Origin of the sequence: Glutamicibacter sp. NPDC088483, from assembly GCF_044753145.1 — a bacterium.
Lineage (GTDB): Bacteria > Actinomycetota > Actinomycetes > Actinomycetales > Micrococcaceae > Glutamicibacter.
The window spans coordinates 667,117-688,902 of record NZ_JBIVMP010000001.1; the positions used below are offsets into that span (position 1 = coordinate 667,117).

General features: G+C 59.9%; 23 protein-coding genes. 9 read left to right on the forward strand and 14 right to left on the reverse strand.

What is annotated here, in order from left to right:
* Positions 1-270: 270 nt before the first annotated feature.
* Positions 271-1,698: an MFS transporter gene (locus ACIP6G_RS03250; RefSeq protein ID WP_400288611.1), complete on the forward strand. Its 1,428-nt coding sequence runs from the start codon at positions 271-273 to the stop codon at positions 1,696-1,698.
* Positions 1,699-1,770: 72 nt separating this feature from the next.
* Here the strand turns inward: ACIP6G_RS03250 and ACIP6G_RS03255 are convergent, their stop codons facing one another.
* Complete coding sequence (locus ACIP6G_RS03255; protein WP_400288613.1) at positions 1,771-3,210, reverse strand: amino acid permease; 1,440 nt, start codon at positions 3,208-3,210, stop codon at positions 1,771-1,773.
* A 185-nt stretch (positions 3,211-3,395) separates the two neighbouring features.
* Between ACIP6G_RS03255 and ACIP6G_RS03260 the strand changes: the two genes are divergently transcribed.
* The 3 genes from ACIP6G_RS03260 to ACIP6G_RS03270 all read left to right on the forward strand — a co-directional run bounded on the left by ACIP6G_RS03260 (position 3,396) and on the right by ACIP6G_RS03270 (position 6,473).
* The gene (locus ACIP6G_RS03260) at positions 3,396-4,358 is read left to right on the forward strand and encodes a 1,4-dihydroxy-2-naphthoyl-CoA synthase (protein ID WP_400288615.1); all 963 of its coding nucleotides are present in this window, start codon (positions 3,396-3,398) and stop codon (positions 4,356-4,358) included.
* Between the two features lie 27 nt (positions 4,359-4,385).
* On the forward strand, positions 4,386-5,513 hold the full coding sequence (locus ACIP6G_RS03265; RefSeq protein ID WP_332728230.1) for an AMP-binding protein: 1,128 nt from the start codon (positions 4,386-4,388) through the stop codon (positions 5,511-5,513).
* 75 nt (positions 5,514-5,588) lie between these two features.
* A complete protein-coding gene (locus ACIP6G_RS03270) occupies positions 5,589-6,473 on the forward strand; it encodes a 1,4-dihydroxy-2-naphthoate polyprenyltransferase (RefSeq protein ID WP_400288618.1) in 885 nt (294 codons plus the stop codon).
* A 134-nt stretch (positions 6,474-6,607) separates the two neighbouring features.
* Here the strand turns inward: ACIP6G_RS03270 and ACIP6G_RS03275 are convergent, their stop codons facing one another.
* Complete coding sequence (locus ACIP6G_RS03275) at positions 6,608-7,051, reverse strand: DUF4229 domain-containing protein (RefSeq protein WP_400288619.1); 444 nt, start codon at positions 7,049-7,051, stop codon at positions 6,608-6,610.
* On the opposite strand from ACIP6G_RS03275, the gene ACIP6G_RS03280 reads away from it, so the two are divergent.
* Positions 6,952-7,395 (forward strand): PLD nuclease N-terminal domain-containing protein, encoded by a 444-nt coding sequence (locus ACIP6G_RS03280; RefSeq protein WP_332502784.1) that lies wholly within the window; start codon positions 6,952-6,954, stop codon positions 7,393-7,395. The two genes, ACIP6G_RS03275 and ACIP6G_RS03280, sit on opposite strands and share 100 nt — an antisense overlap.
* Positions 7,396-7,661: 266 nt before the next feature.
* Here the strand turns inward: ACIP6G_RS03280 and ccsB are convergent, their stop codons facing one another.
* Genes ccsB through ACIP6G_RS03305 form a run of 5 tightly spaced genes read right to left on the reverse strand, consistent with a single transcriptional unit; the run spans position 7,662 to position 12,403 of the window.
* Complete coding sequence (gene ccsB / locus ACIP6G_RS03285) at positions 7,662-8,726, reverse strand: c-type cytochrome biogenesis protein CcsB (protein ID WP_105656949.1); 1,065 nt, start codon at positions 8,724-8,726, stop codon at positions 7,662-7,664.
* On the reverse strand, positions 8,719-10,347 hold the full coding sequence (locus ACIP6G_RS03290) for a cytochrome c biogenesis protein ResB (RefSeq protein WP_400288623.1): 1,629 nt from the start codon (positions 10,345-10,347) through the stop codon (positions 8,719-8,721). Before ACIP6G_RS03290 ends, ccsB begins: the two co-directional genes overlap by 8 nt.
* Positions 10,347-11,102 carry a cytochrome c biogenesis CcdA family protein gene (locus tag ACIP6G_RS03295; protein ID WP_332485938.1) on the reverse strand — a complete coding sequence of 252 codons (756 nt, stop codon included), beginning with the start codon at positions 11,100-11,102 and terminating at the stop codon, positions 10,347-10,349. The genes ACIP6G_RS03290 and ACIP6G_RS03295 overlap by 1 nt, the downstream gene beginning before the upstream one ends.
* 8 nt (positions 11,103-11,110) lie before the next feature.
* Positions 11,111-11,734, reverse strand: a complete 624-nt coding sequence (locus ACIP6G_RS03300) for a TlpA disulfide reductase family protein (RefSeq protein WP_105656952.1) — start codon at positions 11,732-11,734, stop codon at positions 11,111-11,113.
* Positions 11,735-11,740: 6 nt separating this feature from the next.
* The gene (locus tag ACIP6G_RS03305; RefSeq protein WP_332485936.1) at positions 11,741-12,403 is read right to left on the reverse strand and encodes a histidine phosphatase family protein; all 663 of its coding nucleotides are present in this window, start codon (positions 12,401-12,403) and stop codon (positions 11,741-11,743) included.
* Positions 12,404-12,577: 174 nt separating this feature from the next.
* Between ACIP6G_RS03305 and ACIP6G_RS03310 the strand changes: the two genes are divergently transcribed.
* Positions 12,578-13,354 carry a hypothetical protein gene (locus ACIP6G_RS03310; protein WP_400288625.1) on the forward strand — a complete coding sequence of 259 codons (777 nt, stop codon included), beginning with the start codon at positions 12,578-12,580 and terminating at the stop codon, positions 13,352-13,354.
* 106 nt (positions 13,355-13,460) lie between these two features.
* Here ACIP6G_RS03310 and ACIP6G_RS03315 read toward each other — a convergent pair whose 3' ends face one another.
* Both ACIP6G_RS03315 and ACIP6G_RS03320 read right to left on the reverse strand, forming a co-directional pair.
* Positions 13,461-14,135 carry a redox-sensing transcriptional repressor Rex gene (locus tag ACIP6G_RS03315; protein ID WP_332502783.1) on the reverse strand — a complete coding sequence of 225 codons (675 nt, stop codon included), beginning with the start codon at positions 14,133-14,135 and terminating at the stop codon, positions 13,461-13,463.
* A gap of 27 nt (positions 14,136-14,162) precedes the next feature.
* On the reverse strand, positions 14,163-14,408 hold the full coding sequence (locus ACIP6G_RS03320) for a glutaredoxin family protein (RefSeq protein ID WP_332485935.1): 246 nt from the start codon (positions 14,406-14,408) through the stop codon (positions 14,163-14,165).
* Positions 14,409-14,470: 62 nt separating this feature from the next.
* Here ACIP6G_RS03320 and ACIP6G_RS03325 point away from each other — a divergent pair, with 62 nt between their 5' ends.
* On the forward strand, positions 14,471-15,277 hold the full coding sequence (locus tag ACIP6G_RS03325; protein WP_105656956.1) for an HAD family phosphatase: 807 nt from the start codon (positions 14,471-14,473) through the stop codon (positions 15,275-15,277).
* Between the two features lie 102 nt (positions 15,278-15,379).
* Here the strand turns inward: ACIP6G_RS03325 and ACIP6G_RS03330 are convergent, their stop codons facing one another.
* The 5 genes from ACIP6G_RS03330 to ACIP6G_RS03350 form a co-directional block, all read right to left on the reverse strand.
* Complete coding sequence (locus tag ACIP6G_RS03330; protein ID WP_005504750.1) at positions 15,380-15,478, reverse strand: 30S ribosomal protein bS22; 99 nt, start codon at positions 15,476-15,478, stop codon at positions 15,380-15,382.
* 139 nt (positions 15,479-15,617) lie between these two features.
* Complete coding sequence (locus ACIP6G_RS03335; RefSeq protein ID WP_013349804.1) at positions 15,618-15,842, reverse strand: helix-turn-helix domain-containing protein; 225 nt, start codon at positions 15,840-15,842, stop codon at positions 15,618-15,620.
* A gap of 256 nt (positions 15,843-16,098) precedes the next feature.
* A complete protein-coding gene (gene gdhA / locus ACIP6G_RS03340; protein ID WP_105656957.1) occupies positions 16,099-17,442 on the reverse strand; it encodes an NADP-specific glutamate dehydrogenase in 1,344 nt (447 codons plus the stop codon).
* A 190-nt stretch (positions 17,443-17,632) separates the two neighbouring features.
* Positions 17,633-18,076: an ArsR/SmtB family transcription factor gene (locus ACIP6G_RS03345; protein WP_400288635.1), complete on the reverse strand. Its 444-nt coding sequence runs from the start codon at positions 18,074-18,076 to the stop codon at positions 17,633-17,635.
* Positions 18,077-18,171: 95 nt separating this feature from the next.
* Positions 18,172-19,341, reverse strand: coding sequence for an acetoin utilization protein AcuC (locus ACIP6G_RS03350; protein WP_400288764.1), 1,170 nt, complete (start codon positions 19,339-19,341; stop codon positions 18,172-18,174).
* Between the two features lie 205 nt (positions 19,342-19,546).
* On the opposite strand from ACIP6G_RS03350, the gene ACIP6G_RS03355 reads away from it, so the two are divergent.
* Both ACIP6G_RS03355 and ACIP6G_RS03360 read left to right on the forward strand, forming a co-directional pair.
* Positions 19,547-20,980, forward strand: a complete 1,434-nt coding sequence (locus ACIP6G_RS03355; protein ID WP_332485933.1) for a potassium transporter TrkG — start codon at positions 19,547-19,549, stop codon at positions 20,978-20,980.
* 25 nt (positions 20,981-21,005) lie between these two features.
* Complete coding sequence (locus ACIP6G_RS03360) at positions 21,006-21,644, forward strand: TrkA family potassium uptake protein (protein WP_105657082.1); 639 nt, start codon at positions 21,006-21,008, stop codon at positions 21,642-21,644.
* Positions 21,645-21,786: the final 142 nt, after the last annotated feature.

Below are 21,786 nucleotides of genomic sequence, written 5' to 3' on the forward strand. Positions count from 1 at the left end.
AATAAAGTCGCGGGTCGCCGGATTTTCACAATTGAGCATTTCAAGGCCGCCGAGACCACATGGCCGGGCCACGGGCCAACCCCCGTTCTGTCCGCAATTGCGGGCAATCAATTCCATGTCAGTGGTTGATTTTAGAAATTGATTCGAATAGCCTCTGGTATTTAACCGACTCCGGGGAACTCCCGGATCGTGGACCGCGGCCAAGGCGATGAATTCCTATCTGGCCTTAGGGCGATCGGTCGACGGAAAGCTGAAAACAACGGAGCAGCAATGCAACCGGAACATAGCCAGCCAAACGACAACTCGAATGCACATAATTTCACTCCCGACCTGGACCATGACATCGGGCCGGACATGAACACGCAAGAAGGCCGGCAAGAAGTTCGCAAGGCCACTGCGGCATCGGCCATGGGCAACATGACCGAGTGGTTCGACTACGGTGTCTATGCCGTGGCCGTCACCTACATCACCGCCCACTTCTTCCCCACCGAGGGCGGCACCTTCATGGCCTTGGCCACCTTCGCCCTCTCCTTCCTGGTCCGCCCGATTGGCGGCCTGGTCTGGGGCCCGCTGGGCGACAAGCTGGGCCGCAAGAAGATCCTGGCCTTGACCATCATCATGATGTCGCTGGCCACCTTCCTCATCGGCATCCTGCCAACCTTCGAAGCCATTGGCGTCGCCGCGCCAATCCTGCTGGTGCTGCTGCGCATGATCCAGGGCTTCTCCACCGGTGGCGAGTACGGCGGCGCGGCAACCTTCATGGCCGAGTATGCGCCGGATCGCAAACGCGGCTTCTTCGGTTCCTTCTTGGAATTCGGCACTTTGGGCGGTTTCGCCCTCGGCACCGCCGTGATGCTGGGCCTGCAGGTGGTGCTCAGCGAGGAGGCCATGATGGCTTACGGCTGGCGCATCCCATTCTTCCTCGCTTTGCCCATGGGCCTGATCGGCCTGTACCTGCGTAGCAGATTGGAGGATACACCAGTCTTCCAGGAGATGGAAGAATCCGGCGAAGCCCAGCAGGGCGGGTCGCTCAAGGAACTGGTGTTCACCTACTGGCGCCCCATGCTGACCATGACCGGACTGGTCATTGCGCTGAACGTCGTGAACTACACGTTGCTCAGCTACATGCCGACGTACCTGGAAACCCAGTTGGGGCTGGACCCCAACGCTTCGCTGGCCACCATCCTGATCGGCGAAGTGGCCATGATGGCCGTAATTCCATTTGCGGGCTCGCTTTCGGACAAGGTCGGACGCAAGCCAATGTGGTACGCCTCAGTCATTGGCCTGTTCGTCTTGGCAATACCGATGTTCTGGCTGATGGGCAAGTCCTTCGCCTGGGCCATTGTCGGCTTCGCCGTGCTGGGTCTGCTCTACATTCCGCAGTTGGCCACGATTACCGCGACGTTCCCGGCGATGTTCCCTTCGCAGGTGCGCTTCGCAGGATTCGCGATTACCTACAACATCGCTACGGCGGTCTTCGGCGGCACCGCCGCGATGGTCAATGAAGCGGCCATCAATGCCACCGGTTTCCTGCTCTTCCCGGCCATCTACATGATGGCAGCGTGCGTGATTGGTGCGATCGCCATCAAGTTCATGCCGGAGACCGCCGGCGCGTCGCTGCGCGGCACCGCGATTCCCGATGCCTTGGACACCGGCATCCTCGCCACGGTGCAGCGGGATGAAAACCCAACGTCCTGAGCCATCCAGCCGCCAAGGGGGCGCATCAGTTGCACTGCTCCCTTTGGCGGCTGGCGCATAATCGCTGGCGGCCTAGAAATCGATGCCCACCCGAGCGTGCTTGCGAGCAAAATGCCATCCGCCCCACAACAGCATGGCGAACACCGGAATTGTGGCGATCGTGTACAGCCCCACCGGGAAGACCTCGCCATTTTCCCCGGTCAAGGTATCGAAAGAAATCAGGACGGTGATAACCAGCAAGGAAATCAATCCGACCCAACCGGTAATGGGCGACCCGGGCATGGGCAGCGAGGAAACAGAGCCCTTTTTCTTGCGCAGCATGAGCTGGCATCCGAAAATCGAGGCCCAGGTGAACAGCACGCCGATGGATGCGGTATTCAAGGCAAGGTCGAAGGCGAAGGAATCACCGAGCCAGATGTTCAGGATAACGCCGGCAAGATAGACCACGCCCACGGTGATAATGCCGGTGGAGGGAACAAAATGCTTGTTCATCTTCGCGAGCCACTGCGGAGCATGCCCATTGCCGCTCATGGTGCGCAGGATGCGGCCGATGGAATACAGGCCCGAGTTGCACGAGGACAGCGCAGCGGTAATCACCACCAGGTTCATCGCGCTGCCAACCCAGCCCAGGCCCATCTTCTCGAAGACCGTGACAAACGGGCTGACCCCGGATTCGTATTCGTTCCATGGCAGCACCATGGCCAGCAGGGAGACGCTGCCTACGTAGAAGACCAGGATGCGAACGACCACCGCACGGATTGCCGATGGAACTTCCTTTTCCGGGTTCTCCATCTCGCCGGCGGCAATGCCCACCAGTTCAATGGCGTTATAGGCGAAGATCACCGAGTTCAGGACCAGGATGCTGACGAAGAAACCACGGGGGAACATACCGCCCTCGCCGTTCTCATCGCCGATGAAGAGGTTGGCCACCGACGCGGTGTGGTCTCCCACCTGTGCGTTGGTCACCACCATGTATGTACCCACGGCCAGGAACAGGACGATCGCGGCCACCTTGATGCAAGCTGCCCAGAACTCGAATTCTGCGAAAGCCTTGGCGCTGAAGAGGTTGATGGCCACCAGCAGCAGCAACGCGCAGAACGCGGAAACGGTTACCGGAACATTCGGGAAGAAATACTGGAAGTACAGGCCGATGGCGATCAGCTCGGCAATGCCGGTCATGATCCAATTCAGCACGTACATCCATCCGGAGATGAAGGCGCCCTTGGGACCGAAGAGCTCAGCCGCGTACGAGACGAAGGAACCGGAAGTCTGGCGGTACATGATCAGTTCGCCCAGTGCCCGCATCAGCAGGTAAGCCAAGGCGCCAGCTACCAGATAGGACAGCACCAGCGCCGGACCGGTCGAGGCCAGGCGCCCGCCGGAGCCCATGAACAGGCCCACACCGATGGCTCCGCCGATCGCGATCATCTGGACGTGGCGGCGGCTCAGGGATTTCTTGTAGCCCTCGGCACTGATTTCCGGGGTTGCCGGGCGATGCTGACCAGATGGCATAGATGAACTCCTGACCTACGGACGCGTTCAATGGATCCGTGCAAAAATCGTGAAATGAATCCGGTGATTCACTGGATGGTCCAAGTCGTACGGGCGGGGATTCCACGCGCAACCGCGAGTCGGGCCGTGAAAAGTCTACTACTCCTTTCTTAGAGTTCCGGACGAAACCGACTAGCATTCATAGGGTGAGTAGCCTGAATAATTCCGCATTGCCCGAGAAGGTCTCCGATGTCTTCGACCCAACGCGCTGGCGCGTGGTCGAGGGATTCGACTTCACCGACATCACTTACCATCGCCAAGTCCAGCGAGCGGCGGATGGAAGCATCGTGCGCGACCTTCCGACCGTGCGCATCGCTTTCGACCGCCCCGAGGTGCGCAACGCCTTCCGCCCGCACACCGTGGACGAGCTGTTCCGCGCCATGGACCATGCCCGCATGACCAGCGACGTAGCCACCGTCCTGCTGACCGGCAATGGCCCCTCCGAAAAGGACGGCGGACACGCATTCTGCTCCGGCGGCGACCAGCGCATCCGCGGCCGTGACGGCTACCGCTATGCCGAAGGCGAGACCCGCGAATCCATCGACCCGGCGCGTGCCGGGCGCCTGCACATCCTGGAAGTCCAGCGCCTGATGCGCACCATGCCCAAGGTTGTCCTCTGCGTCGTCAACGGCTGGGCTGCCGGTGGCGGCCATTCGCTGCACGTGGTCTCGGATCTGACCATTGCCTCGAAGCAGAAAGGCAAGTTCAAGCAGACCGACGCTACCGTCGGTTCCTTCGATGCCGGATACGGTTCGGCATTGCTCGCCCGCCAGGTCGGGCAGAAGACCGCCCGCGAAATCTTCTTCCTTGCCCGCGAGTACTCGGCCGATGACATGGTCCGCATGGGCGCCGTCAACGAGTCGGTAGAGCACGAACGCCTCGAAGAGGTGGCCCTGGAGTACGCAGCCGACATCGCCCGCCAGTCCCCGCAGGCCATCCGCATGCTGAAGTTCGCTTTCAACTTGGCCGATGACGGCTTGGCCGGCCAGCAGGTCTTCGCTGGCGAAGCCACCCGCATGGCGTACATGACTGATGAGGCAGTAGAAGGACGCGACGCGTTCCTGGGCAAGCGCGACCCGGATTGGTCCAACTACCCTTACTACTTCTAATCTTCCGCGACGGAACGAGGACCGGATATGCACGAACAACTCTCTGAACTGCTCGCAGCGTTGGCCACGGCGGCCAACGACGGGGGGCCGGCCGTTGAGGTATTGCTCGATGAGGCCAACCCCAACGGCTGGCGCATCGAGTACTTGGCGCCACAGGACCTGCCAGGTTTCGAGCAGCCCATGGCAGTGGTGCGGACTTCCGGTTCCACCGGCCGGGCCAAGCGCACGGTGCTCAGCGTTTCGGCGTTGGCATCCAGTGCGCAGGCCACGGCCGAGTTCCTCGGCTTCGAAGGCCAATGGCTGCTGGCCTTGCCGGTGCACTATGTCGCGGGACTGAGCGTGCTGACGCGTTCATTGTTCGCCGGCACCAAGCCCGTGGTGATGGACACCGAGGGCAGTTTCTCGGCCACGGCATTCACCGAAGCCGCCAATCAAATGATCGACTCCCGCCGGATCACCTCGCTGGTTCCAACCCAGCTTGCCCGGCTGCTGGATAACCCGGCGCCGGAAACCTTGCAGGCGCTGAAGCGTTTCGACGCCATCCTCTTGGGCGGCGCGCGAGCCAGCAAGGACCTGCTGGTCAGCGCCCGCCATCATGGGCTGAAGATTTTCCAGACCTATGGGTCCTCGGAAACTTCCGGCGGCCTGGTCTACAACGGCACGGCCCTTCCCGGCGTGCAGCTGGCAGCGCATGAGGGGCGCATCTGGGTCGCCGGCCCCATGCTCGCCGACGGATACGCCAACTCCCCCGAAGCCACCGCCGAGCACTTCATTGAACGCGATGGTGTCCGCTGGTACGTCACCGATGACCTGGGCACCGTTGAAAAACAGCGGTTGAAGATCATTGGACGCATCGATGATGTGATCAATACCGGGGGCATCAAGCTTTCGGCATCGAAGATTGAAGGGCTGCTGGAAGAATTCTTCACGCAGGCAATCGTGGTCCCGGTGCCCGATCCGCAATGGGGCCACAGCGTTGGCCTGGCCTATGCGGGCCCGACCAATACCGCCGATGCCTTCGAAGCGGTGCGCCGGACCTTGGGCAAGGAAGCGGTGCCCAAGCACGTGCGCCACTACCCTCTTGGCTTGCCGCAGCTGCCTAATGGCAAGTTCAATCGACAGCTGGTCATCGAAGAACTAGGCGTTCGCGACTAGTCTCGATTCGCCTTGCACGCCTAATCGCGGGAAACTAGAGGGTACGAGTTTCCGCTTGCCCTGAAAGGACAGAAAGTGGCCACACTTTCCCAGTGGGTTTCTGGGGCGCGTTTGCGCACCTTGCCTATCGTCATTGCCCCGGTTGTCATCGGTACCGCAGCCGCGCTGGGCGAAACTGGAACCGTTCATTGGTTCCGTTTCGTCTTGGCTCTGCTGGTGGGCCTGCTGCTCCAGGTCGGAGTGAACTACTCCAACGACTACTCGGACGGCATCCGAGGCACCGATGACGAACGCGTCGGCCCGCTGCGCCTGACCGGTTCCAAGCTCACCGAGCCGAAGAACGTGCGCAATGCCGCTTTCGGCTGCTTCGGGCTAGCCGCCATCTTCGGCCTCGTGCTGGTCATCATTTCTTCCTCGTGGCCGCTGCTGCTGGTAGGCGTCGCCGCGATCTTCGCCGCTTGGGGCTACACCGGCGGCAAGAACCCCTACGGCTACCGCGGCTTGGGCGATATTTACGTTTTCATCTTCTTCGGCTTGGTCGCCACCTTGGGTACCACCTTCACCCAGATCAACCAGCTGACCATGGCTTCGCTGTGGGGTGCCATCGGCACCGGCCTGATTGGCTGCGCTCTGCTGATGGCCAATAATGTGCGAGACATTCCTACCGATAAAGAGGTGGGAAAGGTTACCTTGGCGGTGCGCCTTGGCGAACACAATGCCCGCTTGAGCTACGTGCTGATGCTGGCGGTAGCCATCCTCCTCCCTTTGCTGGCCACCAGCGCCTTCCCATGGATGTGGCTGGTCCTGCTCACCTTCGTTCCTGCAGTGGCTCCATCGCTGCTGATGCTTCGCGAGCAGCAGCTGCCAAAGCTGGTGCTGGTGCTTAAGCAGACCGGCATGGTCAATGTCGTATATGCGGTGCTCTTCTCCTTGGCTATCGCCATCGAGGTTTTGGCCTAGCCACCGCTGCAGAAGGAAAAACGAGATGGGCTGGCCGGATCAATTGATCCGGCCAGCCCATCTCGTTAATTGTCATGCCGGCCATGCGCTAATGGCTGGGCTATGCAGTTCGAGGTGAACCTGCGTGGGGAAATTTACTCGGCGCCAGGGGTCTGCTTGCGCTGTGATTCGTCGAATTCATCCTCAACGGCTTCATCAGCTAGCTGCATCCTGGTCTTGTTTGCCGAGGTCTTGCTGAAAGCGTTGCGGATATCTTCGTTCGCCTTTAGCCGAAGTTTATTGAAGAAAAGGTAGGCCACCGCGAAGGCCACGACCAGGCCAATAATTCCGGAAACGAAGATTGGCCACTTCATACCTAACCAGAGGCCCAAGAAAACGGCTAGGAATATGCCTAGGCGGATAACGCTATATTTCACAAACTGCATAGTCTCAATTCTACCGGTGAACCTGTGAACAGGATTATCACTAGAATGGAAGCATGGTCCGCTTATTGATTTTCGCCGCAGTGGTTTCGGTTGCTTTGACGATTTATACCCTGATCGAATGCGCTCGTGCAGAGCGCCGCAGCATTCGTTCATTGCCTAAGCCTGCGTGGATTGCGGTCGTCATCCTCCTTCCGCTAATCGGAGCCGGTTTGTGGTTCCTCCTAGGTCGCCCTGTTGCGTCAAATGGAGCCCCTGCGCAGAAGTCCATGGCTCCGGACGACGATGAGGATTTCCTGCGCCAGCTGGAGGTCTGGCGCCGCCAGCAGCAGCGTGAAGCCGACTCGAAGGCGCGTGAGCAAGACCTCACTAAACGTGAAGACGTGCAGAAGGCCGATGGCGAGAAACCAGCCAAGCCTGAGGCCAAGGAACCGAAGCCAGGTGCAGAACGCAAGAACAAGCCAGAAGGCACCGACAGCTCTTCGTCTGAAACCGAATAACCACCTAGTTCTGCCGGGATTCCGGCAACCAGCCCAGCACGCGTGCCAGCGCCGCTGGGCTTTTTTCATGCCTCGTGGGAGCGTCGGGCATTCTTGCAGGCGGCCCGGGGCGCGGGGCTTCCTCTACGGGCGCTGGAGGGACGGACGGGGGCAGGCGCCCGTCAGTGCCCCGCACTTAAGTACCAGGGCCTGCAACGAACGCTTAAAGTACTGCGAGCGGCCTCCCCGCTAAAGGGAAACCGCTCGCAGTGCTGGATTCTTAGGAACTAGACTCCGGCGTAGGAGTGCAGACCGTCGAAGAAGATATTCACGATGGTGAAGTTGAAGACCACGCACAGGAAGCCGATGATCGACAACCAGGCCGAGCGTGGGCCCGTCCAGCCACCGGTGGCACGGGCGTGCAGGTAGCCTGCGTAGACAACCCAGATCACAAAGGACCAGACTTCCTTTGGATCCCAGCCCCAGTAGCGGCTCCAAGCGGCCTCAGCCCAGATCGCACCAGCGATGACAGTGAAGGTCCACATCACGAAGCCGATGGTGTTGATGCGGTAGGCGAAGTTCTCCAATGCGCCGGCACCTGGCACCACGCGCATGAAGGGCAGCTTGTCGTCCTGGCCAGCGGCCAGCCGGTTCATGCGAGCATGCTGTACCAGCTGCAGCACATTCATGGCGAAGCTGATGGCGAACAGTGCCGACGCCAGGACGGCGATGGAGACGTGAATGACGATCCATGGCGACTGCAGGGCAGGAACGAGGTGGCCAACCGGTGTCGGGAAGCCGATGGTGGCACCGCACAGCATCAAGGTGACCAGGCCGGAGATGAAGGATCCCATGAAGCGCAGGTCCTTGAAGATCAGCACCAGCAAGAAGACCAGAGCCACCAGGAATGCACCGGTGGACAGGAACTCGTACATGTTGCCCCAGGGCACTCGGTGCGCGGCTATCGCACGGGAAACCACGGCACCGCCGTGCAGGGCAGCGGCCAGCCACATCAGCACCACGGCAATGCGAGCCGTGGGGCGCTTGGCCGACAACTGCGTGTACTCCATCTTGTCGGTCACGATATGCTCGCCGACGTTGTCGGCACGCACAGCGGCACCCCGGCGCGAACGGGGCTTGGTGCCCACGGCGCCGCCGGCGCTAACCAGCAGTTCCTCGTCGCGCTTGAGCGCTTCGGAATCCATTTCGCTGATGGACTTGTTGGTCTTTGCCAGGTCCAAGGCGAAAATGATGAAGACCACTCCGTAGACCATGGCGGCCAGCAGCATGAACAACTGGCTGTATTCACCCAGCGTTTCATTGATTGGCGCTAATGCCCCAGCGTTATCCATTTACTGCTCCTTGGTTCTGCTCCTGGCTTGCCAATGGCCAAGCCTTGTCAAAGATCTTCTGTAGTTCTGCAGCTTCGCGTTCCAGACGCGGATCCTCGCCACGTGCCAGCAGTGCGTACTCGATACTACGCTTGCCGTTTTCTTGTTTCAGCTTCACCCAGACGCGGCGTCGCGGGGTGAACAGCGAGACCGCAAGGCCGATTAGCGCCAGACCTGAGAAAATGCCGATTGGCAGCTTGCCCGGGTCATGATTGATGTCCAATGCGACGAAGCGCTTGAGGTCTTCAAAGGTAATCGAGCCCTTGCCGTCGGGCAGTTCGTAGGTCTGCCCCGCTTCGAGGATGATGCCGCCGGCATCCAAATCACGGCTGTTCAGCGGTTCCATCTTCTCCGTGTCCAGCACGAACACGTTTTGCGGGTTGCCGTCGTCAAGGCCCAGATTCCCGGAGTACGAGTTCAGGTGCAGCTGGGGGTTGATGGCGTTGGGGTCGCCCGAGATGCCGAAGCCGTTCTCATCCACTAGTGCGGTTGGCAGCAAGAAGCCCTGGAAGCCGAGCTGCGATGGCTCGGCGTCCGGAACCTTCAGCACGAACATCGAGGTGTAGACCGAATCCTGCGGAATGGAAACCGCCGGGCCGGAATAGGAGACGTTGCCGTTGCCATCCTTGACGGTGATCACCGGGGCGTAGCCATTGCCGACCAGGTACACGTCACCGCCGCTGATCCGCAGCGGATGGTTGACCTTCAGTTCCTGCTTCACTGGCTCGGCATCTGCCGATTCGCGCACCTTGACGTGGGCGGTGAAGTCCAGCGGCTGTCCGAAATGCGATTCGGATTCGCGGTCGAAGATGATGTCGAATTTGTCCAGAGTCACAGCAAAGGGCGGCAAATTATCGGCATTGAAGCCGGTGCCCGGGGTGAAGGAGTCGTAGGCCACCAGCGAATTCACGAAGGTCTCCCCCTCGACAACCACGCGCTGCCCGGTGTAGCCCAGGGCTCCGCCGATCGCGGCCGAAGCCAGTACGCCCATCAGCGAGATGTGGAAGAGCAGGTTGCCGATTTCGCGGGTATACCCGCGCTCTGCGGCAACCGAGGCCCCGGTGGCATCCTCGCGGCGTTCGACACGGTAGCCGCGCTTCTTCAGGATCCTGAACGAATCCTCGATGACCTGCTGGTCATCGGGCGTATCCGTCTCGCCTTCCAGAATTTCATGCGAGCTGTACTGGGGAAGTCGTTCCAGGCGCACCGGGGTCCTCGGCGGCGGGGTGCGCAAGGCTTTGGCGTGCTTCTTCACACGCGGGATGATGCAGCCAATCAGCGAGACGAACAGCAAGATGTAGATCGCGGAGAACCACACCGATGAATACACTTCGAACATCTGGAAGCGATCCAGCCATGGACCAGCGGTGGTGTGCTGTTCCAGGTACTGGGCTACAGATTCGGGGTTGGCGTCGCGCTGCGGGAAGATCGATCCCGGTACCGCAGCAACGGCGAGCAGCAACAGCAAGAACAAAGCTGTCGGCATCGATGTCAGCTGGGTCCAGATCCAACGCATGGAACCCATGAATCCCAGGGCAGGCGCGTCGCCAGTTCCCTTGGAATTCCGTTGTTGTTTCGCCATTAAATTGGCAACCTCACTTCATTGGCAAACCAGTTTTGCAGTTCTGCTACCCATGTTCCCCACAGACCGGTCACCATGACCAGTCCCAAGGCAATGAGTAGTCCCCCGCCCAAACGCATGATGAAAACCTGGTGCTTGCGGAAGAACGCCAGCGCCTGCATGCCGCGCTGCAACCCCATCGCAATCAGGATGAAGGGCAAACCCAATCCGAGGCAATAGAACACAGTCAGCAGCGTTCCACGCCCTACGTTCGCGTCCACACCGGTGGACATGATCAGTACCGCACTCAAGGTGGGGCCGATGCACGGTGCCCACCCCAGGCCGAAGGTCAGCCCCAGAACCGGGGCACCCCACAGGCCTGCAGGCGGTTTCCTGTGGATCTTGCGGTCACGCTGCATCCAGGAGAAGCCGCCCATGAACACGATGCCCATGAAGACCACGACCAGGCCCAACGCCTGGGTGACCCAGGAGCCGTTGAACCTGAGCCACGCGGAGGCCTGGCTGAAAAGCACGCCCGCTGCGATGAAGACCACGGAGAATCCCAGGACAAAGAGCAGTACGCCGGAGACCACGCGGCCGCGCCGGTGCTCCTTCAGATCCGCACCAGTCAACCCGGTGACGTAACCGAGGTAGCCCGGCACCAGCGGCAGGACGCAAGGCGAAAGGAAGGAGACCAGCCCGGCCAGCAGTGCTACTGGGGCAGCCAGCAGCAACGACCCGTCCAGGACGATGTCGGCAAAGGGATTAGTGGTCACTGATCAGCTCACAACTCTTCGGTCAGAGCGGAGTCGATCAATGACTTCAGGGTGCCAGGCTCTACGGCACCGATCACGCGGGCACGGACACGGCCCTGGCGGTCCAGCACCAAGGTGGATGGAACCGCTTGCAACGGGACGTACTTGGTCATCGCCAGCTGGATGTCCCCGGAGGTATCCTGTACCGACTCATAGGGGATCTCGAAAGTGCGCTCGAAGGCCTTCGCCGCTTCGGCTTCATCGCGTACGTTGACGCCAATGAATTCGACTTTCTCGCCGAAGCCTTCAGCGATTTCCTTCAGATCCGGTGCCTCGATGCGGCACGGAGCGCAGGCGGCATACCAGAAGTTCATGACTACGGGCTTGCCCTGCCACTGCGTGAAGTCGATATCGGTGCCATGGTAGGTGGTGGCCTTGAGGGCAACCGGTTCGCTGCGCTTGGAAACTTCGTACTCTTCCACGGCGCCGTCGCCAGCGATGTAGTTCTTGCCGTCGCCGCTGTTTGCTTGCGCGGTCAGCGCATCTTCCTTGCCGCTGCAGGCAGCCAAGGGCACCACGGCGGCGGCAACCATGAGCGAACGCAACATGGTGCGGCGGCTCAAGTGGCGAGGATTAGGCACAGGATCTGTCATTTTGCTTTAGGCTCCAGGGATATTCGCCGCGCCGGCAAGCAGCTCGGGGCACGGCTCGGTGTAACGCACGGAGACCAATTCGTCTCCCTCAAAATCAAAGCTGGTGATGGAAGCCAGAGTGCACTCGCGCTGGCGCGGATCGTGCCACAGCGGCTTCTTCTCGGCGGCGCGGCGCGTAACCCAGATCGGCAGCTGGTGGCTGACGATAATGACTTCCGCTCCTTCGCCGTGCTCGGCGAGGGCGGCCTTGCGGTGCTCATCCATGGCCAGGCGCATGCGAGCAACCTGCTGGGCATATGGTTCGCCCCATGAAGGCTTCAGCGGGTTGACCAGCAGCGGCCAGTACTTCGGCTGACGCAGGTGCTCCGCAACCTTGGACAGCCCTTCCAGCTTGTTGCCGGCTTCGATAACCCGCTCGTCGGTGTGGACCTGCAGATCCAGAGCACTGGAGGTCGGCGCGGCTGTCTGCTGGGCTCGCAGGAGCGGTGAGGCCACCAGGCGCACTACGTTGCCGCCTTCTGCTTGGCGCTTGGCAAAATATTCTCCTGCCCCATCGGCCATCTGGAATCCGAGTTCCGAGAGCCCGAAGCCGGGGATCCTGCCGTAGAGCATACGGTCAGGGTTGAAAACTTCCCCGTGGCGCAACAAATGGACGGTCGATAAAGGCATGCCTCCAGTGTCTCAAATATTCGGTGCAAATTAGCCATATTGTGGCCACCGTCAACTATTCACAGGACACGCATTGGAATCCCATATGGAAAAACCATCCTTTCGGAGGGGTTGCTCACAACCGACTGCCACTACGCTTAGTTAATAAGACAGTTCGACCCAGAAGGACGCATCATGAGCGACAACGATCCTAACCAGCCGGGCCAGCCCAACAACCCGGGCCCTTCCGGCCAGGGTTCATCGCAGAACCCGTACGGCGAAAACCCCTACGGCCAGCAGCCCTCGCCGTACGGCCAGAACCCGTACGGTCAGAATCCGAATCCTTACGGGCAACCGCAGGCACCGGGCTACGACCAGTATGCCCAGCAGGGAGGTTACGCCGGCGTGCAGCCGCCGACCGAGCGGCCACGGACCTTGGCTATCGCCTTTGGCTTGATCATGCTCGCGGGCATCTTCAGTGCCCTCGCCAGCTGGCTGATGACCAACTCCAACATGATGGCCAACATGATTGGCCAGCAGTGGTCGCTGGTGCAAGAAGAGTTCCAGAACCAGATGCAAAGCACCCCGGGCATGGAGCAGGATCCACTGGTTGAACAGATGATGGCAAGCCCTGAGGCCTTCATGGCCCAGATCAATTCCATGATGTCGACCTTCGTGATTATCTCCATGATCATCACCTTGGCCCTGTATTTCCTGGTGGGCTTCTTCGTTGGCCGCGGCGTGGGCGCCATGCGAATTATCGCCACGATCCTCGGTGCGCTTTCACTGCTGAATCTGGTGACTATCGTTCCAATGATCAGCATGTTCGCTGACACTCAAGCCGGAATTATCAACGCTGTCTACGTTGTGGGCATCTTGTTGGGCATTGCAGGCGTGGTCTTCGCCTGGTTGCGCCCTTCTTCGCAATACATTGCGCAGCGCCGCCAGGCTCGCCTGGCCGGCTTCCGCTAAACGCATGGCCGAGCCTCTTCGCGAGGCCCTGCAGGGACAATAAAGGCGTAGCCGCTCCATCCACCCAAAGGATAACGCGGCTACGCCTTTTCTCGTCTGCGCGGCTTCAGCCTTGAACGGCGAGGTATGCCAGGATCTGCAATTCAGTGGAAAGATCAACGCGCCGCAGGTTCATGCCCGCGGGTACGCGAAGCGGCATCGGTGCGAACGAGAGCACCGAGCGGACCGAAAGCGCGGCCAGTTCGTAGACCAGGTCCTGCGCAGCATCGCCCGGAATTGCCAGAACAGCGATGTTGATTTCTTCGCGTTCAACCACTGCGGCCAAGTCCGCGATCGCTTCCACGTGCAGCTCGCCGACCGGCCTGCCGACCAGTGCGGGGTCGATATCCAGGATCGCCTTGACGTTGAAGCCACGAGTCCTGAAGCCTGCATATCCGCTGAGCGCGCGCCCCAGGTTACCGGCGCCGAGGATGGCCACACGCCAGTCCTGGTTCAGGCCGAGGGTGCGGCTGATATGTTCTGCCAGTTCGCGGACCACGTAGCCCACCCCGCGGGTTCCGTAAGAACCCAACCAGGAAAGGTCTTTGCGCAGGATGGAGGGGTTCACTCCAGCTTCCTTGGCCAGCACCCCGGAACTGGTGCGTTCCAGGCCCTGGGCTTCCAAGGCGTTCAGCGCGCGCAAGTACTGGGTCAGTCGAGCCAGCGTGGCCTCAGGCAGGACCCGGGCTTCAAGCTCTGACATCTTCGTTCTCCCGCACTTTTCGGTGCTCTTGAAGAGCACAACGCATTTTCATTTATTCGGCAGCGGCTAGCTGCTCAGTAGTCGTTCCAGACGCTGTGCGTCGATGTGCCAGAAGTCGCGGACTTCTCCGTTGATCAGCAGAACCGGCACTTCCTCGTGGTGCTTGGCCAGCAATTCAGGGTGCTGGTCAATATCCAGTTCGGAAAACTCCATATTCAACCGGCCAGTCACCTCGGCCACGGTTGCGCGTGCGGCCTGGCACAGGTGGCAGCCTTCTCGAACCAACAGCTGGATCTGATTCAAAGTACTCACCTGCCTATAATCTCACGAGCCGTAACCGCCCTTAAACTTGGCAATGAAATAAACTGGATCAAATGTCTTCCATCGATCATCACCCCAGCCCGAATTCCGCCCTGGCTCCGGACACGGTCGCCGCTTTCTTCGATGTAGATAACACCCTTGTGCGCGGTGCATCGCTGTATCTGCTGGCCCGGAAACTGCATGAGCGCCGCTTCTTCCAATTCCGCGAAATCCTCTGGTTCGCGCTCAAGCAGTTGCGCTTCGCCGCGCGCGGTGAGCACCTAGGGGACATTCACCAGATTCGCGACCGTGCGTTGATGATGGTCCGAGGGATCCCGGTGTCCGAGATCGAGAAGATCGGCAACGAGATCTATGACGAATACATCGAACCCAAGCTATGGACCGGTACGGTAGCCATTGCTCGCCAGCATCGGACGGTGGGCCGTGAAGTCTGGCTAGTCACTGCCACTCCCCTGGAAGTGGCGAATGTCATCTCGCAACGTCTCGAACTTACCGGTGCATTGGGCACTGTAGTGGCCAGCGAAGACGGTTTCTACACCGGAGCGCTGGCCAGCCCGATCCTGCACGCTGCGGAAAAAGCGCAAGCGGTGCGCACCCTGGCGAAGGCTCGCGGCATCTCGCTGTCGAAATCATGGGCATACTCGGATTCCTACAATGATGTTCCCTTGCTTGAAGCTGTGGGACACCCCGTATGCATCAATCCCGATGCGCGGCTTCGCGCCTACGCCAAGCGCCGCGGCTGGCAGGTCTACGATTTCCGCACCGGCCAGCGAGCCGCCAAACTAGGCCTGAAGGCCGCTGGAGTGCTTGGTGCGCTCTGGGCGGCGCGACGGTCCATTCTGCGCCGTTCCGGCTCTTAGGCCGGCGCTGGGCGGCTTTGGATAAAGCAATCGCCACCGTTCAACAGTTTCACTGTGAAGCGGTGGCGATGATTGCCAAGCGGCAAATGCTCAGAAGTAGATTTACTTCTTATTACGACGCTGGTGGCGGGTCTTACGAAGCAATTTGCGGTGCTTCTTCTTCGACATACGCTTGCGGCGCTTCTTGATAACAGAGCCCATAGTGGTTCCTCACAAACTAAATAAATGCGTCAACCCCAAATGCCTGCTTGCGCGCGAGCCCAAGGACAAGGTTGACCGGACGTTAAACGTTCCTTAACAGATTACCCGCTTTTCGGTCATGCTCTGACCATCGCGCGGACTATCGACCGTAAGAACCGGTACCGTGCTGCGGATCAATGGCCGCGGCATTCAGATATGATTCCACGGCGTTTTCCGGAACGCGATAGGAGCGACCGAACTGAACAGCAGGCAAATCACCGGCGTGGATCAGCCGATAAACGGTCATTTTGGAAACGCGCATCATGTCGGCCACTTCGGCCACAGTCATGAAACGGGCTCCGGCAAAATTCTGTTTATCCGTCATGCGGGATATTCTCCTGACGCTGATCTCTTATTCGTCGCGTTAATTTTGCGAAGATGAACTTACACGACTTTGGATCAACATCGGCGGTTCAGGTTCACGTTCGCTTTGTACTAGTCTAATCGCACTTTTGTAACTTTTGCATCACGAAACACACACGTGACCATCTGAATCACATTTTTTGATGCCTGAACGAGACAATCCGCGTGATTTCACCGGGTCCCCAATGAATTCACGCGGATTGCAGCGCTGCAGATTATTAGATGACGCCCTGTGCGAGCATTGCGTCTGCGACCTTCACGAAGCCCGCGATGTTGGCGCCGGCGACGTAGTTCCCCGGCATGCCGTACTCGTCTGCAGTAGCAGCACAGCTGGTGTGGATGCCGACCATGATCTCAGTCAGGCGACGCTCGGTGTGCTCGAAGCTCCATGCATCGCGGCTGGCGTTCTGCTGCATCTCCAGAGCCGAGGTAGCAACACCACCAGCGTTGGCAGCCTTGCCCGGGCCGAAGAGCACCCCTGCATCCTGGAAGATCGAGGTCGCTTCAGCGGTAGTAGGCATGTTGGCGCCTTCGGCCACTGCGATGGTGCCAGCAGCAACCATCTTCTTTGCGGCCTCAGCGCCCAATTCGTTCTGGGTTGCGCAGGGCAGCGCCACGGTGCCTGCAACGTCCCAGACGCTGCCACCGGCAACGTACTTCACCTTCTTGGTGCCACGGCGTTCGGCATACTCGGAGATGCGGCCGCGCTCAACTTCCTTGATCTGACGCAGCAGATCCAGGTCGATGCCGCCCTCGTCAACGATGAAGCCGGCCGAGTCGGAAGCCGTAACGACCTTCGCTCCCAGTGCCTGCGCCTTCTCGATGGCGTGGATTGCCACGTTGCCCGAACCGGAAACGACCACGCGCTGGCCATCGAAAGTCTGGCCGCGGGTCTTGAGCATTTCTTCAGTGAAGATCACTGCGCCGTAGCCGGTGGCTTCCGGGCGAACCAGGGAACCGCCCCAGCTCAAGCCCTTGCCCGTCAGCACACCGGACTCGTAGCGGTTGGTGATGCGCTTGTACTGGCCGAAGAGGTAACCGATTTCGCGGCCGCCAACGCCGATATCGCCGGCTGGCACGTCGGTGTATTCGCCAATGTGGCGGTAGAGCTCAGTCATGAAGGACTGGCAGAAGCGCATGACTTCGCCATCGGACTTGCCGCGCGGGTCGAAGTCCGAGCCGCCCTTGCCGCCGCCGATGGGCATGCCGGTCAGGGAGTTCTTGAAGATCTGCTCGAAGCCCAGGAACTTGACGATGCCAAGGTAAACCGATGGGTGGAAACGCAGACCGCCCTTGTATGGGCCCAGAGCCGAGTTGAATTCAACGCGGAAGCCGCGGTTGATCTGCACGCGGCCTTCGTCGTCAACCCATGGCACTCGGAAGATGATCTGGCGTTCAGGTTCGCACAAACGCTGCAGGATTGCGGCTTCGGCGTATTCAGGATGCTTGACCGATACAGCTTCAAGGCTGTCGAATACTTCCGTGACGGCCTGGTGGAATTCTGCTTCGCCGGGATTGCGGCGGAAGACTTCGTCGCGAATCGTCGCTAAGTGCTTATCCAAGTTTTTCTCCTCATCACTTGGGGCAGGCACAGGCGCACAAGGGGCCTCATTGCCGGCGTCACTGCCCCGCACACGAGAATGCCATGCTGGGCATTCTGAACAAAATTTTCATGTTATAAAACAGGATTGCGCGCGTAACTTAAAAGATTGACCATATTGCACGGTTGCAGCGCCGATGACTGGACAAGAGCTAGCGCCGACGCCCGAACCGCGGAAGTTTCTCGAAAAACTCTTGCGCACGTCCAGTAACTTGTTCCAGGCCTTGGCCAACGCGCCGCCCGATCTGCTGAGCCGTTGGATTCGATACCGCTGCCAGCTGCCCCTCGGCTTCGGCCTGCGTGGTTACTAGCTCTTGGCCCTCCGGTTGGGCAGGTACCAAATCGGCGCACCAGCGCACGAGGTCTTCCAGCGCTGAGGTATCAATGCTGTAGATGCGCCGCTGCCCGGCAGCGGCCATGCTCACGAGTTCAGCTTCGCGCAGCACCTTCAAGTGCTTGGAAACAGTCGGCTGCGAGATCTCCAGTTCAGTGACCAGAGTGCCCACTGCTTTCGGCTCGTTCTTGAGCGCTTCTATAATCTTTCGTCGGGTTGGTTCAGCCAACGCCGAAAACACTTCATCAATTGCCACACACATAACCCTAACGGCATATGAACGGTTGGCAATCGATTTCCATGCCTAAAATGCTGTGAAGTCTCGCCTCTGTCTCCGGTGGCCGCAGCCATGCGAGGCTAGTCGAACCATGGATCGAGCCCGAAAAGCGGGAATATCTCCTTGCGTGTAGCAATGATGGTTCGGTCTACCGGATCGGCCGGATCAAAGCCGACTTCCCAATTGCGCCACCACAGCTGAGCGTCATCGCCCATGAGGTAAGGCATGGCACGGCCGTACCTTTCCAGAACGTAGCGGCGGAAGGTCTCGGGAACATAGGTACGCAACGGCACCGGCTTGCCGGCAACAATCGCCGTCAGGTGGGTCCAGGTACGCGGCACGACGGCGGTGACGTTGTATCCCCCGCCTCCGGTAGCCAACCACCGGCCTTCGCACAGCTCATCTGCCAACTGGGATATGTCCAGGGCCGCCTGGCGTTGCGCATCAACAGACAGCTTCAAATTGGTCATGTCATCATCGCGGTGCGCATCGCAACCGTGCTGGGAGACGATGATTTCCGGCTTGAAAGCGCGTACCAGCTGCGGAACGATCGCATGGAAGGCACGCATCCACCCGGAGTCCCCGGTCATTGCCGGCAGAGCAACATTTACTGCGCTGCCTTCGGCGTTCTTGCCGCCAATTTCATTGGCGAATCCCGTACCGGGGAACAGCGACAGCCCGGATTCATGGATGGAAATGGTCAGCACGCGTTCGTCATCCCAGAAGATCGACTCGGTGCCATCCCCATGATGCGCGTCCACATCGATGTAGACCACGCGTTGGGCACCCTGTTCCAGCATGCGATGGATCGCGGCAGCAGCGTCATTGTAGATGCAGAAACCGCTGGCCTTGCTTTTCGCGGCGTGGTGCATGCCACCGGCGAAGTTCACCGCACGGACCACGTCTTGGTCCATGATGGCTTGGGCCGCTGCTACCGAACCGCCAACAATGCGCCCGGCGGCTTCATGCATCCCGGCGAATACCGGGTCGTCTTCGGTGCCCAAGCCGAATTCTTCGGCAACGAGTGTTGGATCCTTGCTCACCCGCCGCACCTGATCGATATAGCTCTGGTCATGGACGGAGCCGATGACCGCATCGTCGGCAATATCCGGAGCCTGTATCGTGACGTTCGGCGCATCGAAGATATCCAGCTCATCGCTGAGCCGATAGGTCAGTTCTAGCCGTGAAGGGTGCATGGGATGCCAGTCGCTGAATTTGTACTTCAGATACTCTTCATCCCACATCACCATGGTGGGCCGTGGGGCATGCTGCGGATCTAACACGATTTCAGGCTACCCGATAGTGACCCAACTCATGAATTCATGGCAGTTTGCGCGGCTTGTCGGGTCTTTAGCCGGGCAACACAAGCGTTTAGCGGTGGAAACGCGTAAATTACTAGAAGGACTTCAAATCCTCATGGCAAAGAACTGTTCCCCAGGAAACGGCGAGTAATAAATGAGCACAGCCAGTGCATCGGGCCCCAGCGCCCGGGCAGCTGAAATGCGCGAACAGCGACGCAAGAAATGGCTGACCGTTCGCATCGCAGTTGCGGACTTCACCGTGCGCTCCCCCGCGCGCTTGACTCTTGGCGCCTTCTTGCTGGCAATCACGTTGTTCACCTCCCTGCTCGCGGCGCCGTTTTCCTCGGCCACGGGGGAAGCCACCGCGCTGCATGACGCATTATTCACCGCTGTGTCGGCAGTTTGCGTTACTGGCCTAACGACCGTCTCCACCGCTGTGCACTGGTCATTCGCCGGTCAGCTGATCATGCTGGTCGCAACGTTCATGGGCGGCCTGGGCATTTTGACTCTGGCCTCCATCATGTCCCTGGCGGTATCCCGCAAGCTGGGCGTGCGAGCCAAGCTGATGGCGCAGAATTCGATGAACAGTTCTGGAGCCTCAGCCCTGGGCGAAGTAAGCTCATTGCTGCGCATCGTGATCCTCACAGCGATCAGCCTGCAGGCGGTCATCGCGCTCTTTCTGATCCCGCGCTTCTACATGCTGGGTGAAAGCGTCCTGTCCGCCATCTGGCATGGAATCTTCTATGCCGTCTCGGCTTTCAACAATGCAGGCTTCACCCCGCACTCCGACGGATTGGTTCCCTACGAAACCGACCTGTGGATCCTGGGCCCATTGATGGCCGGCGTGTTCACCGGTTCCTTGGGTTTCCCGGTGATCATGGTGCTGCTGGCGCACAAGTTCAATATGAAGAAGTGGAACCTGCACACCAAGCTGACCATGCTCACCACCACCATCCTGCTCTTTGCCGGATCCTTCCTGTGGCTGATTTTCGAATGGGCCAATCCCAAGACCATCGGCGGCTTATCCATCAGCGACAAGCTCATTCATGGCTTCTTCGCCTCCACCATGACCCGTTCTGGCGGCTTCAACCTGGTGGATCAGAACGACATCCACCAGGTGACCATCTTGTTGACCGACGCATTGATGTTCGCTGGTGGCGGTTCAGCTTCTACTGCTGGCGGCATCAAGGTCACCACCATTGCCGTGATGTTCTTGGCGATCTTGGCCGAGGTCCGTGGCGATACTGACGCGAAGGCCTTTGGCCGGCAGATTCCGCAGGGCACCATGCGCGTGGCCATCTCCGTGGTCGCCATGGGTGCTTCGCTGGTGATGGTCGCTACCGGCGCGCTCGTGACCATCGACGAATCGGTGGGCTTCTCGCGAGCCCTGTTCGAGTCGATCTCGGCCTTTGCTACCGTGGGCCTGAGTAGCGGGGTTTCGCAAGAAGTGCCTCCGGCCGGCAAGTATGTGCTCAGCGCGTTGATGTTTGCCGGACGCATCGGCAGTATTACGCTCGCCAGCGCGTTGACCATGCGCCACCGCAATACGCTGTTCAGACTCCCAGAAGAAAGGCCGCTCATTGGCTGACAAGAACATAGACCACAATGCCCCGGTGCTGGTGATCGGCCTGGGCCGCTTCGGTGCTTCTGTCGCTGAAACGCTGGTCAAGCAGGGGCGCGAAGTGCTGGCCATTGAGCGCAGCCCGGAGCTCGTTCAGCAGTGGGCCAGCACCTTGACCCACGTGGTCGCGGCCGACGCGACCAATATTGACGCCCTGCGCCAGCTCGGCGCCCAGGAATTCTCCTCTGCCGTCGTGGGCGTGGGTACCTCCATCGAATCATCCGTGCTGATCACCGTGAACCTGGTGGATCTGGGCATCGAGCATCTGTGGGTCAAGGCCATTACGCCCTCCCATGGCAAGATTCTTACCCGCATTGGTGCCAACCACGTCATCTACCCGGAAGCCGATGCCGGTGTGCGTGCCGCACACCTGGTCGGTGGCCGCATGCTCGACTTCATCGAATTCGATGACGGCTTCGCCATCGTGAAGATGTACCCTCCGAAGGAGACCCAGGGCTTCACCTTGGCCCAGTCCCAAGTCCGCTCCAAGTACGGGGTGACGATCGTTGGTGTGAAGTCCCCGGGCGAGGATTTCACCTACGCCATGCCGGATACCATGGTGACTCGCCGAGATGTCCTGATCGTCTCGGGGCACGTGGACCTGCTCGAGCGTTTCGCAGCACGCCCGTAGGGCACGAGGATCGGGAATACGGCGGTGGGGGGGCCCCCAAATGTTTGGGGGCCCCCCCCCACAGGGTTGGCGGTGATATCAGCGGGCATTGCAAACCGGGGGGGCACCGGCGGCGGGCGCCTGGGTGGACCCCCCCAAAAAA